Annotated in this window: 9 protein-coding genes and 1 other RNA gene; 5 read left to right on the top strand and 5 right to left on the bottom strand. The window is 67.6% G+C overall.

Features of this window, described 5'->3' with window-relative positions:
• Window positions 1-58: 58 nt before the first annotated feature.
• Window positions 59-156, bottom strand: an RNA gene (gene ffs / locus AABF56_RS22210) — signal recognition particle sRNA small type.
• Between the two features lie 71 nt (window positions 157-227).
• Here ffs and AABF56_RS22205 point away from each other — a divergent pair.
• Window positions 228-683, top strand: coding sequence for an HIT domain-containing protein (locus AABF56_RS22205; RefSeq protein ID WP_443021081.1), 456 nt, complete (start codon window positions 228-230; stop codon window positions 681-683).
• Window positions 680-1,654 (top strand): NAD(+) diphosphatase, encoded by a 975-nt coding sequence (nudC, locus tag AABF56_RS22200; protein ID WP_272804352.1) that lies wholly within the window; start codon window positions 680-682, stop codon window positions 1,652-1,654. The genes AABF56_RS22205 and nudC overlap by 4 nt, the downstream gene beginning before the upstream one ends.
• 5 nt (window positions 1,655-1,659) lie before the next feature.
• On the opposite strand, the gene AABF56_RS22195 is transcribed toward nudC, so the two are convergent.
• The 3 genes from AABF56_RS22195 to AABF56_RS22185 form a co-directional block, all read right to left on the bottom strand.
• Window positions 1,660-1,896: a hypothetical protein gene (locus AABF56_RS22195; RefSeq protein ID WP_244767444.1), complete on the bottom strand. Its 237-nt coding sequence runs from the start codon at window positions 1,894-1,896 to the stop codon at window positions 1,660-1,662.
• 101 nt (window positions 1,897-1,997) lie between these two features.
• Complete coding sequence (locus tag AABF56_RS22190; protein ID WP_244767443.1) at window positions 1,998-2,849, bottom strand: prephenate dehydratase; 852 nt, start codon at window positions 2,847-2,849, stop codon at window positions 1,998-2,000.
• Between the two features lie 13 nt (window positions 2,850-2,862).
• Window positions 2,863-3,618 carry a 3-deoxy-manno-octulosonate cytidylyltransferase gene (locus AABF56_RS22185; protein WP_272804351.1) on the bottom strand — a complete coding sequence of 252 codons (756 nt, stop codon included), beginning with the start codon at window positions 3,616-3,618 and terminating at the stop codon, window positions 2,863-2,865.
• A gap of 152 nt (window positions 3,619-3,770) precedes the next feature.
• Between AABF56_RS22185 and AABF56_RS22180 the strand changes: the two genes are divergently transcribed.
• Window positions 3,771-4,562, top strand: coding sequence for a c-type cytochrome (locus tag AABF56_RS22180; RefSeq protein ID WP_272804350.1), 792 nt, complete (start codon window positions 3,771-3,773; stop codon window positions 4,560-4,562).
• 75 nt (window positions 4,563-4,637) lie between these two features.
• Here AABF56_RS22180 and AABF56_RS22175 read toward each other — a convergent pair whose 3' ends face one another.
• On the bottom strand, window positions 4,638-5,582 hold the full coding sequence (locus AABF56_RS22175; RefSeq protein WP_244767440.1) for an AEC family transporter: 945 nt from the start codon (window positions 5,580-5,582) through the stop codon (window positions 4,638-4,640).
• Between the two features lie 509 nt (window positions 5,583-6,091).
• Between AABF56_RS22175 and AABF56_RS22170 the strand changes: the two genes are divergently transcribed.
• Together AABF56_RS22170 and pbpC are read left to right on the top strand one after the other, a co-directional pair.
• Window positions 6,092-11,542: an alpha-2-macroglobulin family protein gene (locus tag AABF56_RS22170; protein WP_272807395.1), complete on the top strand. Its 5,451-nt coding sequence runs from the start codon at window positions 6,092-6,094 to the stop codon at window positions 11,540-11,542.
• Between the two features lie 12 nt (window positions 11,543-11,554).
• Window positions 11,555-13,639 carry a penicillin-binding protein 1C gene (gene pbpC, locus AABF56_RS22165; protein ID WP_272804349.1) on the top strand — a complete coding sequence of 695 codons (2,085 nt, stop codon included), beginning with the start codon at window positions 11,555-11,557 and terminating at the stop codon, window positions 13,637-13,639.
• The last annotated feature ends 127 nt before the right edge of the window (window positions 13,640-13,766 follow it).

Raw genomic sequence — 13,766 nt, 5'->3', positions numbered from 1 at the left:
ACCCTGCCGCTAATCGAACTTTCAGTCCCGACAGGACGGCCAGGATCAGGACGGTAAGGTGGGAGGCTGGCACGATGACCCGTGCCGGGGCTCGTTAGGGCTGCTTCCTTCCGGACCTGACCCGGTTGGCGAGTGGCTCGTCCACCACCAACCTCCCGTCCCCCATATCGGCAATATTCCATCCGAATGCAAGCGCGGCCGATAAAAAACTGTTGGAGCGAATTTGGATGCCGTGGCATGACTCTAGAAAACAGGCATGCCGGGAGACCCCCTTGAGCGACTTTCACCTTGACGAACGGATCGTGCGCGACAGCGACCTTCTGACGAAGATCGGCCTTTGCGAGCTGCGCCTGATGAAGGACGGCCGCTGGCCCTGGCTGATGCTGGTGCCGCAGCGGCCGGATGTCAGCGAGATCTTCGACCTGACGCCGCTCGACCAGACCATGCTGACCTTCGAGACGACCCTGGTCGCCGAAGCGCTGAAGAAGGTGACCGGGGCGGAGAAGATCAACGTCGCCGCGCTCGGCAACATCGTCCGCCAGCTGCACGTCCATGTCATCGCGCGCAGCGAGGGCGACCCGAACTGGCCCGGCCCCGTCTGGGGTTTCGGCACCGCCGAGCCGCGCTCGGCCGACGAAACCAAGGCCCTCGCGGCCAAGATCCTGGACGCGCTCACGCCATGAAGCCATCGCTCTTCGACCTCTACCGCCCGCACCCCGAACCCAGCACCATGGTGGCCTTCGCGGAGAACAGCCTCGACCGCCAGTCGGAGCACCGCGCGCCGGACTGCCTGGAACAGGCCTTCAAGGCCGAGACCGTGCATGCCTTCGCGATCGCCGGAGGAAAGCTCGTCGTCAAGCATGACGAGAAGATCATTGACCCGCTGTTTGCGCCCTATGAGCTGGCCGAGCTCGGTCCAGTGCCGGAGGAGGCCATCCTGCTCGGCTACCTGAAGAACGGCGAGCCGCGGCTGGCGATCCCCGTCAGGGCCGATCCCGAGACCCTGCAGGAGCCGCTGAGGGCGGCGGACGGGCGCACGCTCTACCGCCAGCAGATGCTCGACGACGACCTGCTCGGCCAGTTCGCCCAGGCCTCCAGCCTGATGACCTGGAACGGCAACAACCGCTTCTGCGGCAAGTGCGGCGCGCCGACGCGCTCGGAGATCGGCGGCTACCGCCGCGTCTGCGAGGCGTGCAGCCACACGATCTTCCCGCGCACCGATCCGGTCGCCATCATGCTGATCATCGACATCGAGCGGGACCTCTGCCTGCTCGGCCGCTCGCCGCATTTCCCGGAGGGCATGTATTCCTGCCTCGCCGGCTTCCTGGAGCCGGGCGAGACGATCGAGCATACGGTGCGCCGCGAGACGCTGGAGGAATCCGGCATCAAGGTCGGGCGCGTGCGCTACCATGCCTCGCAGCCCTGGCCGATGCCGCATTCGCTGATGATCGGCTGCTACGGCGAGGCGATCTCCTTCGACATCCGCCGTGACGAGCAGGAACTGGAGGATTGCCGCTGGTTCACCCGCGAGGAGACGGCGGCGATGATCGCGCGCAGCGCCATGTCCGGCGTTGCGCCCGGCGCCACGACCCCGCCGCCGAAGGGCGCCATCGCGCATCGCCTGATGCGCGACTGGCTGGACTGGGCGGTCTGAGCCGCTCAGCGCCAGCCGAGATGCGGCCGGTCGCCCGGATGCTCGCGCAGCCGGAGGCGCGGCGCCAGAAGCCGGGCGATGACGGGGCTTATGAGGAAGGTGACGACGATCCAGGCCGGCAGCAGGTATTTGGCCTGCGCGTTGAGCGCCGGCACGGCGAGGATGGCGATGGTGCCGACGCCGAAGACGACGGCGTTGACCATCAGCGAGACGAGGATCGTTATGTGGGTGATCGTGCGCATGGGCATCTCCTTTCCCGGAAGGGGCCGCCGTCTGCGGCCCGCTTCCTTTGGAAATGCCCCTGCGGCGGGCCGGTTCCGGCCCGCCTGACGATCGTCAAGTTTCAGAAGGCGCTGCGCATCGGATGGGCGCGATAGGTGCCGAGGATGCGGACCTTTTCGGAGAAGAAGCGCAGCTCCTCCAGCGCGCGGCGCACCGGCAGGTCATCCGGATGGCCCTCGATATCGGCATAGAACTGCGTGGCGTAGAACTTGCCGCCGATCTGGTAGCTTTCCAGCTTCGTCATGTTGATGCCGTTCGTCGCAAAGCCGCCGAGCGCCTTGTAGAGAGCCGCCGGAATGTTGCGCACGTTGAAGACGAAGGTGGTGACGATGATCTCGTCCCCGTCGCGTTCCGCCGGCGCCGCATCGCGCGACAGCACGACAAAGCGGGTGACGTTGCTTTCCGTGTCCTCGACATTCTCCGCGACGATGGAGAGGCCGTAGAGATCGGCCGCAAGCCGCGGGGCGAGCGCCGCCATGGTGCGGTCGCCGGTCTCCGCGACGAGCTTGGCCGCCCCTGCCGTATCGCCCGCTATCACCGGCTTCCAGCCGTTGAGGCGGACGATCTTGCGGCACTGGCCGAGCGCATGGATATGGCTGTGCACGGTGCGGATCTCGTCCTTCGCCACGCCCGGCAGCACCATGAGCTGGAAGCGGATCGGCATGAAATATTCGCCGACGATATGCAGCCGCGATTCCGGCAGCAGATGATGGATGTCGGCGACGCGGCCGGCGATCGTGTTCTCGATCGGGATCATGCCGAGGTCGGCATCACCATTCTCGACGGCCAGGAACGCATCCTCGAAGGTCTGGCAGGGCAGCGGCTCCATGCTCGGGAACATGTCGCGGCTGGCCATGTCGGAATTGGCGCCAAACTCGCCCTGGAAGGCGATCCTGTTGGTCTTCATGATCATGGCGGGGTCCGTGTCAGATGGGGTTGGCCGCGAGCATCGCGCGGGCCTTTTCGAGGTCGGCCGGAGTATCGACACCCAGCGGAACGGTGTCAACGATCTCCGCATCGATGCGCATGCCCGCCTCGAGGGCGCGCAGCTGCTCCAGCGATTCCCGCTTTTCGAGCGTCGAGGGCTTCAGCGCGACAAAGGCTTCCAGCGCCTTTCGGCGGTAGGCATAGAGGCCGATATGGTGATAGAGCGGGCCCTTGCCGTGCGGCGCCGTCGCGCGCGTGAAATAAAGGGCGCGCAGGCGGTTCTCGCCAAGCGGCGAGCCGACGACCTTCACGACGTTCGGGTTGGTCTTCTCCTCCTCGTCGCGGATCTCGGTGGTCAGCGTGGCGATGTCGGTCGCGGCGTTCTCCAGCGGGCGAAGGGCGGCGCGGATCGTTTCCGGGTCGATCGTCGGCAGGTCGCCCTGCACGTTGATGATGATCTCGGCCCGGCCCTCGGGGTCGCTTCTGGTCAGCGCCTCATGGATGCGGTCGGAACCGGACTGGTGGTCGACGCGGGTCATCACCGCCTCGAAGCCGGCGGCCACCACCGCGTCGAAGATATCCTGGTGATCGACGGCGACGACGATCCGCCCGACATCGGCCTCGGCCGCGCGGCGCGCAACCTGCACGATCATCGGCAGGCCCGCAATATCGGCGAGCGGCTTGCCCGGAAGCCGGGTCGAGGCCATGCGCGCGGGAATGAGGACGAGGGTCCTGTCAAAATTGGCGGAATTCATCTGCAGCCCTTCAAAACCCCCGGGAAAAGTGTCAAAAAGTCTCAGTGCGGGGGCTACAATCACTGTTGCAACGAAGCAGCAAAAGACATAGGTTCCGCGCGATTTCAAGACTGGCCGGCGCCACGTCCGCCGGTTCCTAGGGGAGCGTTTGGATGAACTCTTATGTGAACATGGGCGTGGGTGCCCTGCTCGGCACCGTTTTCGTACTTATGTCCGTGTCGATCGCTTCTGAAGGCATTTTCCATTCGGGCGCCCCCGAGAAGGAAGGCTTCGCGATCGTGGCCGAGGAAACCGGCGGCGAGGCAGCCGGCGGCGGCGAAGCCGCTGCAACCGTTCCGATCGCCACGCTGCTCGCCACCGCCGATGCGGCCGCCGGCGAAACGGCCTTCAAGAAATGTGCGAGCTGTCACACCTCGGAGAAGGGCGGACCGAACAAGGTCGGACCCGGTCTCTGGGACATCGTGAACCGCCCGGTCGCCTCGCATGAGGGCTTCAGCTACTCCGCCGGCATGACCACGTTCTCCGAAGGCCACAAGGTCCTCTGGGACTACGATCACCTCAGCTACTTCCTGGAAGCGCCGAAGAAGCACGTTCCCGGTACCGCCATGGGCTTCGCCGGCCTGAAGAAGAACGACGAGCGCGCCAACCTGATCGCCTATCTGCGCACGCTTTCCGACAATCCGGCGCCGCTGCCGACCGTCTCCAACGAAGGCGCGGATGCAGGCTCCGCCGCGCCGGCCGACGGCGCGACCGCCACCGAGGGCGCGGCTCCCGCTGACGGCGCCGCCACGACGACGGAAGGTGCTGCGCCCGCCGATGGCGCCGCAACGACGACGCAAGATGCCGCACCCGCAGAAGGCGGCGCAACGACGACCGAGGGCGCGGCCCCGGCCGAAGGCGGCACCGCCACCGAGGGCACCACGACGGAGCAGCCGGCTCAGTAAGACGCCAGCGCTTTAGAGACGAAAAAAACCCGGCCATCGCGCCGGGTTTTTTATTGCCGCCGCGGAGAAACAGCTTCACCCCAGAAGCCAGGCCCAGAAAGAGACGGTGAAGACGCCGAGCGCCGTCGTCATGGTGATCGTCGAGGAGGCGAGCGCATGGCCGACGCCGAAATGGTTGGCGAGCAGCCAGGCATTGATGCCCGTCGGCACCGAGGAGCACAGCACCATGGCGGCCGTCCATTCCGGGCTGAGGCCGAGCAGCCGGCAGGCGACGTAGACGGAGCCCGGCAGCAGCACGAGCTTGAGGCTGGTCATCGCAAGCGCGATGCCGGCATTGCCGCCGACCTTGTACTTGTTGAGCGCCATGCCGATCGAGATGAGCGCCGCCGGCGCTGCCGCCCCCGCGAGTTGGTCGACCACCACCTTCACGGGGCCGGCGAGCGGCACGCCACCCGTATGGAACAGCGCCCCGGCGACGAGGCCGATCACCAGCGGATTGCGCACCAGGCTCCTGCCGATGCCGAGGAGGAGCGTGCCGATACGCTGCGGCTCGCGCGTGCCGTCCTTGCGTTCCGCCCGCTCCATCAGGATCGTGCCGGCGATCATCATGACGGGCAGGTGTACGGAGAGCAGCACCGAGATCGCCACCAGCCCTTCCTCGCCGACGATGCGCGAGACCAGCGGCAGGCCGATGAAGACGGTGTTGGCGAAGGCGGAAGAGACGCCGGCAAGCACGCCGATCCGCCGGTCGCGCCTGAAACCGAGCGTGGCGACGAGGTGCGCCACCGTCCAGGTGAAGGCGACGCCGGCGAAATAGCCGACCCAGATGCGCAGCGGCGATTCCCCGGCGAAATCCGCCTCCGCGATGGTGCGGAAGAGCAGGACGGGAACGGCGACCCGGAAGACGAACTCTCCCAGCCCCTCGCCCAGCGCCTCCCGCAGGTAACCGGTGCGTACGAGCAGCCAGCCGATGAAGATCAGCGCGAAGATGGGCAACACATTGAGGGCGACATCGGACATGAAACCGTCCCGGAAAGCAGGGAGAAACCGGCAGGACGGCCGTCCTGCGGGCTTCATGGGTAGGGCAATCCTTCTGGAGGGTCCAGCGCGAAAGGGCGGCGCGCAAATGAAAAAAGCGAGGGTTATCCCCCCGCTTCCTCATCCCGGCCTGGCCGGGGAAGTGTTCCGCGCGGGTGCCAGTACATCCGTGGTCACCGCGCTTGCGAAACACGACTTTCGTGTCTGACGAAGTTTCTACCGGCCCGCTGTTACAGCGATATGACAGAGAACGTTCGCCCGTGATCCGAAGTCTGCGCCGATATGGTTAACAAAAGGTTAACGCGACGCCGCGCCAAAAATTTTTCGGTCCCGGCGATTGAACGGCAAACCTGAAACGTCTTCCCCCTGGTTCCATGCGCCACCCCTTCCGGCCCTCCCGACGCGCTCCGTCTTTCGATTGACAAGCCGCATCCGGGTCTGGACAGTGGCGGCGGCAACGAGATGGGCAGCGTTAGGAGGACTTCATGTCTATGCGCGCATTCTTCGGTTTCTCGGCACTTCTTCTGGCTGCCGTCGCCTCCCCTCCCCTTCCCGCAGGCGCACAGGAAACGCGCACCGTGGTCACCTCTGAAAACAGCGACTATTTCGGTTTCGACCTGCGCACCGTGCAGGACGTGACGCTCGACCAGTGCAAGACCGACTGCATCGACGACCTGTCCTGCCGCGCCTTCACCTATAATCCCAAGGTGAAGTGGTGCTTCCTGAAGAGCGACTTCAACCAGCTCAATCATTTCCAGGGCGCCGTTGCCGGCAAGATCGTGCGCGCGGACGTCGCCGCCGATATCGGCGCGCCGCCGGCCTTGGCCTTCATCAGCGACTACATGATGAACGATGCCCGCTCCTTCCGCGATAACCTGTCGCTTGCCACCCAGCACACCGGCCAGGGCGCCGAAAGCCTCGCCTCGCTCGGCCGCATCGAGACGGCCTCCAGCCGCTTCGACCAGGCGCTGATCGCCTTCAGGGGCGCGCTCAAGCTCGCGCCGGACGACTACTATCTCTGGATCGAGACCGCCGAATCCATGGGCCGCGCCGTCAACAACAGCTATCTTGCCAGCCAGGGCGCGCTTGCAGCGATCAACGCCTACCAGCTTTCGCGCACGACGGAGACCCGCGCCCGCGCACTCGCCGTGCTCGCCGACACGCTCGACAAATCGAGCAACTACCGCGCCGGCATCAACGCCTACAAGGCGAGCCTCGCGCTGAAGGAGGACGTCGCGGTGCGCTCGGCCTATCTCGGCCTTCGCGCCCGGCAGGGCTTCCGCGTCGTCAATCACACAATCGATTCCGACAGCGCGAGCCCACGTGCCTGCGTCGAGTTCTCCGAACCGCTTGTCAAGTCCGGCGCGGACTATGCTTCCTTCGTCACGCTCGACGGCGCGGCGCCGAAGGCCGTGGAGGCCAAGGACCGGCAGATCTGCGTCGAGGGCCTCACCCACGGCCAGCGCTACAAGATCGCGTTCCGCCCCGGCCTGCCCTCCGCCGTGGACGAGCCGCTGGCTTCCGCCGTCGACCTCGACGTCTATGTGCAGGACCGCGCCGCCATGGTGCGCTTCACGGGCGACGGCTTCGTGCTGCCGGGAAGCGTGCGCCGCGGCATCCCGATCGTTTCCGTCAACACCGACAGCGCCGACCTGAAGCTCTACCGCGTCGGTGACCGCGCGATCACCTCGCTGCTCTCCGAAAGCCGCTTCCTCACCCAGCTCGACGGCTATTCCGCCAGCCGCATCGAAAACGAGAACGGCGAACTGGTCTGGGAAGGCAAGATCGACATCTCGCCCGAGCTCAACAAGGACGTCGTCACCAGCTTCCCGGTCGACGAGGCGCTGCCGGAACGCAAGCCCGGCGTCTACGTCCTGACCGCCGCCGCCTCGAACGGCCGCTCGAACGAATGGGATGCCAAGGCGACGCAATGGTTCGTCGTCTCGGATGTCGGCCTCACCACCTATGCCGGCACGGACGGCCTCAACGTCTTCGCCCGCTCGCTCGACAGCGCCGGCCCGCTCGACGGCGTCGAGCTCCAGCTGATCGCCAAGAACAACGAGGTGCTCGGCACCGCGACGACCGATGCGGATGGCCGCGCGACCTTCACCGCCGGCCTGATGCGCGGCACCGCCGCCAACACGCCCGCCGTGATCCTCGCGAAGAAGGGCACGTCGGACTTCGTCTTCCTCGACATGACGCGCGCCGGCTTCGATCTTTCCGACCGCGGCGTCACCGGCCGCCCGGCACCGGGCGCCATCGACGTGCTCGCCTGGACCGAGCGCGGCATCTACCGCGCCGGCGAGACGGTGCACGCGACGGCGCTCGCCCGCGACATCGAAGCCAATGCCGTGGAAAAACTGCCGCTCACCTTCGTCTTCAACCGCCCGGACGGCGTGGAGGACCGCCGCATCGTCAGCGACGGCGCCGCGCTCGGCGGCCATGCCGTCGACCTGCCGCTGCAGGAAAACAGCATGCGCGGCACCTGGACCATGCAGATCTTCACCGATCCCAAGGGCACGGCGATCGGCGAAAAGCAGTTCCTCGTCGATGATTTCGTGCCCGACCGCATCGAATTCGACATGAAGAGCGAAGCGAAGGCCATCGAGGCCGGCGTTCCCGCCGAAGTCTCCGTCGAGGGTCGCTATCTCTATGGCGCACCGGGCGCCGGCCTTGAAATCGAGGGCGACGTCGCGCTGAAGCCGACGCGCCAGGACGCCGCCTTCCCCGGCTACGTCTTCGGCCTTGCCGACGAGGAGGCGCTCGAGGAGAGCACCACCTCGCTCGAAGACCTCGACGTACTCGACGACGACGGCAGGGCGACCTTCGAGGTGAACGTCGCCGACCTTCCCTCGACCACCCAGCGCCTCGAGGCGCTGGTCACGCTGCGCATGATGGAGGAAGGCGGCCGCGCCGTCGAACGCAACCTCACCCTGCCGGTCAGGGCAGCCGGCGCGATGATCGGCGTGAAGCCGGAATTTACCGGCGAGCTTCCGGAGAACAGCGTCGCCAACTTCCATGTCGTCGCCGTGGCGCCGGATGGCTCCAGGCAGGCGATGCAGGGCATGCCCTGGAAGCTGCTCGCCGTCGAGCGGAACTACCAATGGTATCGCGAGGGCAGCTCTTGGCGCTACGAGCCGGTGCTTGCGACCAGGCAGATCGCCAATGGCACGGTCGATGCCGGCGCGGATGGCGGGCGCATCTCGGTGCCGGTCACCTGGGGCCGCTATCGCCTCGAAGTGGAAAGCGCCGAGCCGGACGGCCCGGCGACCAGCATCGAGTTCGACGCCGGCTGGTACGTCGCCGCGACATCGACGGAAACGCCGGACGCGCTGGAAATCTCGCTCGACAAGGAAAACTATGCGGTCGGCGACACGGCCAGGCTGAAGATCTCGCCGCGCCATGCCGGCCAGGTGCTGATCACCGTCGGCGCCGAAAGCCTGATCGCCACGAAGACCGCCGCCATCGGCGCCGAGGGCGGCGAGGTGGAAATCCCGGTCACCAGGGAATGGGGCCCCGGCTCCTATGTCACCGCGACGCTCTTCCGTCCGGGCACCGACCAGGAAAGCCGCATGCCGATGCGCGCCATCGGCATCACCTGGCTGAAGGTCGATCCCGCCGACCGCAAGCTGAACGTCGCGCTCGACGTGCCGGAAAAGACGCTGCCGCGCCAGCCGCTCGACATCGCGCTTGCGATCGACGGTGCGGGCGCGGACGAGGAGGCCTATGTCACGGTCGCCGCCGTCGATGTCGGCATCCTCAACCTCACCCGCTACGAAGCGCCCGATCCGGCCGGCTGGTACTTCGGCCAGCGCCGGCTCGGCATGGAGATCCGCGACCTCTATGGCCGGCTGATCGACGGTTCGCTCGGCACCACGGGGCGGCTGCGCACCGGCGGTGATGGCGGCGAAGGGGCACTGTCGGGCAATCCGCCGACCGAAAAGCTCGTCGCCTTCTTCGCCGGTCCCGTGAAGCTCGATGCCGAAGGCAAGGCCAGGGTCAGCTTCGACATCCCGCAGTTCAACGGCACGGCCCGCATCATGACCGTCGCCTGGACGAAGACCGGCGTCGGCAGCGCGTCGAAGGACGTCGTCATCCGCGATCCGGTCGTCGTGACCGCGAGCCTGCCGAAATTCCTCGCCCCCGGAGACCGCGCCGACCTGAGGCTCGACATCGCCAATACCGATGCCCCGGCCGGCGACTACACGGTCGAGGTCACCCACAACGCCTCCGTGATGGTCGAGCAGACCGGCGCCGGCCGGACGCTGCGGCTCGAGCCCGGCGGCAAGTCGGCGCTCACCCTGCCGCTGATCGGCGGCGAGGCCGGCGACGGCGTCGTGACGGTCAAGCTCTCGAACGGCGACGGCCTGTCGCTGGAACAGGCGCTCAACGTGCCGGTGCGCCCGGCCGCCATGCCGATCACCACGCGCCGGCCGATCGAGATCGCCGCCAATGGCAGCCTGACGATCGACGACCAGCTTCTGGCCGACAGCCAGCTTGCCGGCGCCTCCGTCAGCCTCAGCGTGTCGCGCGCCGCGGCCTTCGACATCCCGGCGCTCCTGATGGCGCTCGACCGCTATCCCTATGGCTGCACGGAGCAGACGACCAGCCGCGCGCTGCCGCTGCTCTATCTCAGCGAGCTTTCCAAGCAGTCCGGCCTTGCCGAGGACACGGAAACGCAAAAGCGCGTGCAGGATGCGATCTACCGGGTGCTCGCCAACCAGTCCTCCTCCGGCAGCTTCGGCCTCTGGGGGCCGAGCTACGGCGACCTGTGGCTCGATGCCTTCGTCACGGACTTCCTGACACGGGCCCGCGAGCAGAAGTTCGACGTGCCGGAACAGGCCATGCTGCAGGCGCTTTCCAACCTGCAGAACGCGCTCTCCTACGACGTCAACGTCTCCAGCCAGGGCAACGAGATCGCCTATGCGCTCTACGTGCTCGCCCGCAACCGCAAGGCCGCCATCAGCGACCTGCGCTACTATGCCGACACAAAGCTCTCGGAGTTCTCCTCGCCGCTCTCCCGCGCGCATCTTGCCGCTGCGCTCGGGCTCTACGGCGATGCCCAGCGCTCGATGACGATCTTCTCCAACGCGCTCGGCCTGTCGCGCGACAGCGTGATGAACGCCAGCCTCTCGCGCACCGACTACGGTTCGTCGCTGCGCGACGGCGCCGCCATCCTGGCGCTGGCCGCCGAGGCCCGTCCGGTTCCGACCATCATCCCGGACCTGACGAAGCTGGTCGCCAAGCAGTGGGAGGACAAGCGCTGGACCAGCACGCAGGAACAGACCTGGATGCTGCTCGCCGCCCGGTCCGTGAAGGATGCCGACAAGGGCCTGGCACTCGAGATCAACGGCACCGCGCATTCCGGCGGCTATGCCGCGCAGATGACGGGCAAGGCGCTGATGGACAACCCGCTGACGGTTGCCAACCGCTCCGGCGAGCCCATCTCGGCCATGCTGACGACGGTCGCGGCGCCGGCCGATCCGCTGCCGGCCGGCGGCGACGGCTTTGCCATCGAGCGCAGCTACTACACGCTCGACGGCGAGGAGGCGAACGTCTCCGAGGCGACGCAGAACGAGCGCTACGTCGTGGTGCTGAAGGTGACGGAGCACAATGACTGGCCGTCGCGCATCATCATCACCGATCTCCTGCCCGCCGGTTTCGAGATCGACAATCCGAGCCTCGTCGACAGCGCGAAGCTGGCGAATTTCGACTGGATCGGCGAGATCGAGCCGGCCCATACGGAGTTCCGCTACGACCGCTTCGTCGCGGCCTTCAACCGCAGCGCGGGCGACAACCGCGAGGTGACGCTCGCCTATGTCGTGCGCGCCGTGACCCCGGGCACCTACGACCACCCGGCCGCGCAGGTGGAGGACATGTACCGTCCGCAATATTCCGCCCGCACGGCGACCGGCCGCATGCAGGTCGTCAAGGCCGAGTAGGGAGCCCGGCCGATGGCGCTCTGGCGCAAGCTCCTGATCGGCTCCCTCGGCGGGGCGGCGTTCATCGCCGCCCTTGCCGCCGGGCTCGACCATGCCGATCGCGCCTATCCGCCGCCGGTCGACGTGGCGGATATCGTCTCGAAGGAAGTGCTCGACCGGGACGGCCGCCTGTTGCGCGCCTTCGCGACGCCGGACGGGCTCTGGCGGCTGAAGACCACGGCCGCCGATGTCGATCCGCAGTTCCTGCGCATGCTCGTCGCCTATGAGGACCGGCGGTTCCACGAGCATGCGGGCGTCGATCCGCTGGCGCTGCTGCGCGCGGCCGGGCAGTTCGTCACGAATGGCCGCATCGTCTCCGGCGCCTCCACGCTCTCCATGCAGGTTGCCCGGCTGATCGAGCCGCGCGAGAACCGCTCGATGCTGGCCAAGCTGCGCCAGATGGCGCGCGCCATCCAGCTCGAACGGCGCCTCTCCAAGGCCGAGATCCTCGATCTCTACCTGACGCTCGCCCCCTATGGCGGCAACCTGGAGGGCGTGCGCGCCGCGAGCCTCGCCTGGTTCGGCAAGGAGCCGAAGCGTCTTTCCGTCGCCGAAGCCGCCCTTCTCGTCGCCCTGCCGCAGCTTCCCGAAAAGCGCCGGCCGGACCGCCACCGTGCCGTCGCGGAAAAGGCGCGCGAGCGCGTGCTCACCCGCATGGCCGTTTCCGAGATCATCGGCGAAGGCGAGGCGGAGCGCGCGAGCGCCGAGGCGGTGCCCGACCGCCGCCGCCAGCTTCCCGCCTATGCGGCGCACCTTTCGGAGCTTGCGCTGCGCAAGGACGCCAGGGCGAGCGAACACAAGACGACGCTCGACCGCACCGTGCAGGACGGGCTGGAGACGGTGGCGCGCGAGGCGGCCGAGCGGCTCGGCCCGAAGGTCTCGATCGCGATGGTGATGGCCGATGCCCGCACCGGCGAAATCCTCGGCGAGGTCGGCTCGGCGGACTATTTCGACGGCAGCCGCGCCGGCTGGATCGACATGACGCGCATCCGCCGCTCGCCCGGATCGGCGCTGAAGCCCTTCATCTATGGCCTCGCCTTCGAGGAAGGCCTCGTCGCGCAGGAGACCATCGTCGAGGACCGGCCGGCCGATTTTTCCGGCTACCGGCCGCGCAATTTCGACATGACCTACCAGGGCGACGTCAGCGTGCGCAAGGCGCTGCAGCTGTCGCTGAACGTGCCCGCCGTGCGCCTCCTGGAGGCGGTCGGCCCGACGCGGCTGATGGTGCGCTTCCGCCGCGCCGAGGTGCACCCCGAATTGCCGCCGGGCGAAACGCCCGGCCTTGCCATCGGCCTTGGCGGCGTCGGCATCACGCTACGCGATCTCACCCAGCTCTACGCGGCGCTTGCCAATCGCGGAATGCCGGTGCGTCTCGGCGACGGCATCGTGCGCGACGCGGCGGTGATGACGGGCGACCCGCTGCTCGATCCCGTCGCCGTCTGGCATGTCTCGGATGCGCTCTCCGGCGTCACGCCGCCGACCGGCAGCCGCCGCCTCGGCATCGCCTACAAGACCGGCACGAGCTACGGTTATCGCGATGCGTGGTCCGTCGGCTATGACGGCCGCCATGTGCTGGGCGTCTGGGTCGGCCGGGCCGACAACGGGGCCGTGCCGGGCCTGACCGGCTATGGCGCCGCCGCGCCCATCCTGTTCGAAGCCTTCGCCCGGTCCGGCCTCGCCATCACCGCGCTGCCGCGAGCACCGGCCGGCGCGGTGCGCATTGCACAATCAGAGCTGCCGGCGAGCCTTCGCCGTTTCTCGACCACCGCAAGCGGCCTCGTCGCCACGACGGCGCGCGAACCGGCGCCAGAGATCGTCTATCCGCCGGAAGGCGCCCATGTGGAGCTCGGCGCGACGACGGGCGCGGCCATCTCACCGCTCGTGCTCAAGCTCCAGGGCGGCCGCGCACCCTTCCGCTGGCTTGCCAACGGCAAGGTCCTGCCCGATGCCTCGCGCCGGCGCACGACGCAGTGGATGCCGGAGGGCGCTGGTTTCTCGACGCTGACCGTCATCGACGCCGCCGGGCGGGCGGCGAGCGTCAGGGTGTTCATCGAGTAGCGGGGCGCTGCCCTCATCCGCCTGCCGGCACCTTCTCCCCGCAAGCGGGGCGAAGGGGATGTGCCGCGCCGGTTTCCTCAAGCAATAACGGCTCGTGGGGCACGTCCCCTCTCCCCGCTTGCGGGGA

It is taken from the genome of Shinella sp. WSC3-e, assembly GCF_945994535.1.
GTDB lineage: Bacteria > Pseudomonadota > Alphaproteobacteria > Rhizobiales > Rhizobiaceae > Shinella > Shinella yambaruensis.
The sequence above is the reverse complement of the archived record's forward strand: the minus strand, read 5'-3'. Positions and strand labels throughout refer to the sequence as shown.

Coding starts and splice junctions, on each gene's coding strand:
- AABF56_RS22175 (WP_244767440.1), bottom strand. CDS start 5,582: ATGTCCGATGTCGCCCTCAATGTGTTGCCCATCTTCGCGCTGATCTTC.
- AABF56_RS22180 (WP_272804350.1), top strand. CDS start 3,771: ATGAACTCTTATGTGAACATGGGCGTGGGTGCCCTGCTCGGCACCGTT.
- AABF56_RS22205 (WP_443021081.1), top strand. CDS start 228: ATGCCGTGGCATGACTCTAGAAAACAGGCATGCCGGGAGACCCCCTTG.
- AABF56_RS22195 (WP_244767444.1), bottom strand. CDS start 1,896: ATGCGCACGATCACCCACATAACGATCCTCGTCTCGCTGATGGTCAAC.
- AABF56_RS22185 (WP_272804351.1), bottom strand. CDS start 3,618: ATGAATTCCGCCAATTTTGACAGGACCCTCGTCCTCATTCCCGCGCGC.
- AABF56_RS22170 (WP_272807395.1), top strand. CDS start 6,092: ATGCGCGCATTCTTCGGTTTCTCGGCACTTCTTCTGGCTGCCGTCGCC.
- AABF56_RS22190 (WP_244767443.1), bottom strand. CDS start 2,849: ATGATCATGAAGACCAACAGGATCGCCTTCCAGGGCGAGTTTGGCGCC.
- pbpC (WP_272804349.1), top strand. CDS start 11,555: ATGGCGCTCTGGCGCAAGCTCCTGATCGGCTCCCTCGGCGGGGCGGCG.
- nudC (WP_272804352.1), top strand. CDS start 680: ATGAAGCCATCGCTCTTCGACCTCTACCGCCCGCACCCCGAACCCAGC.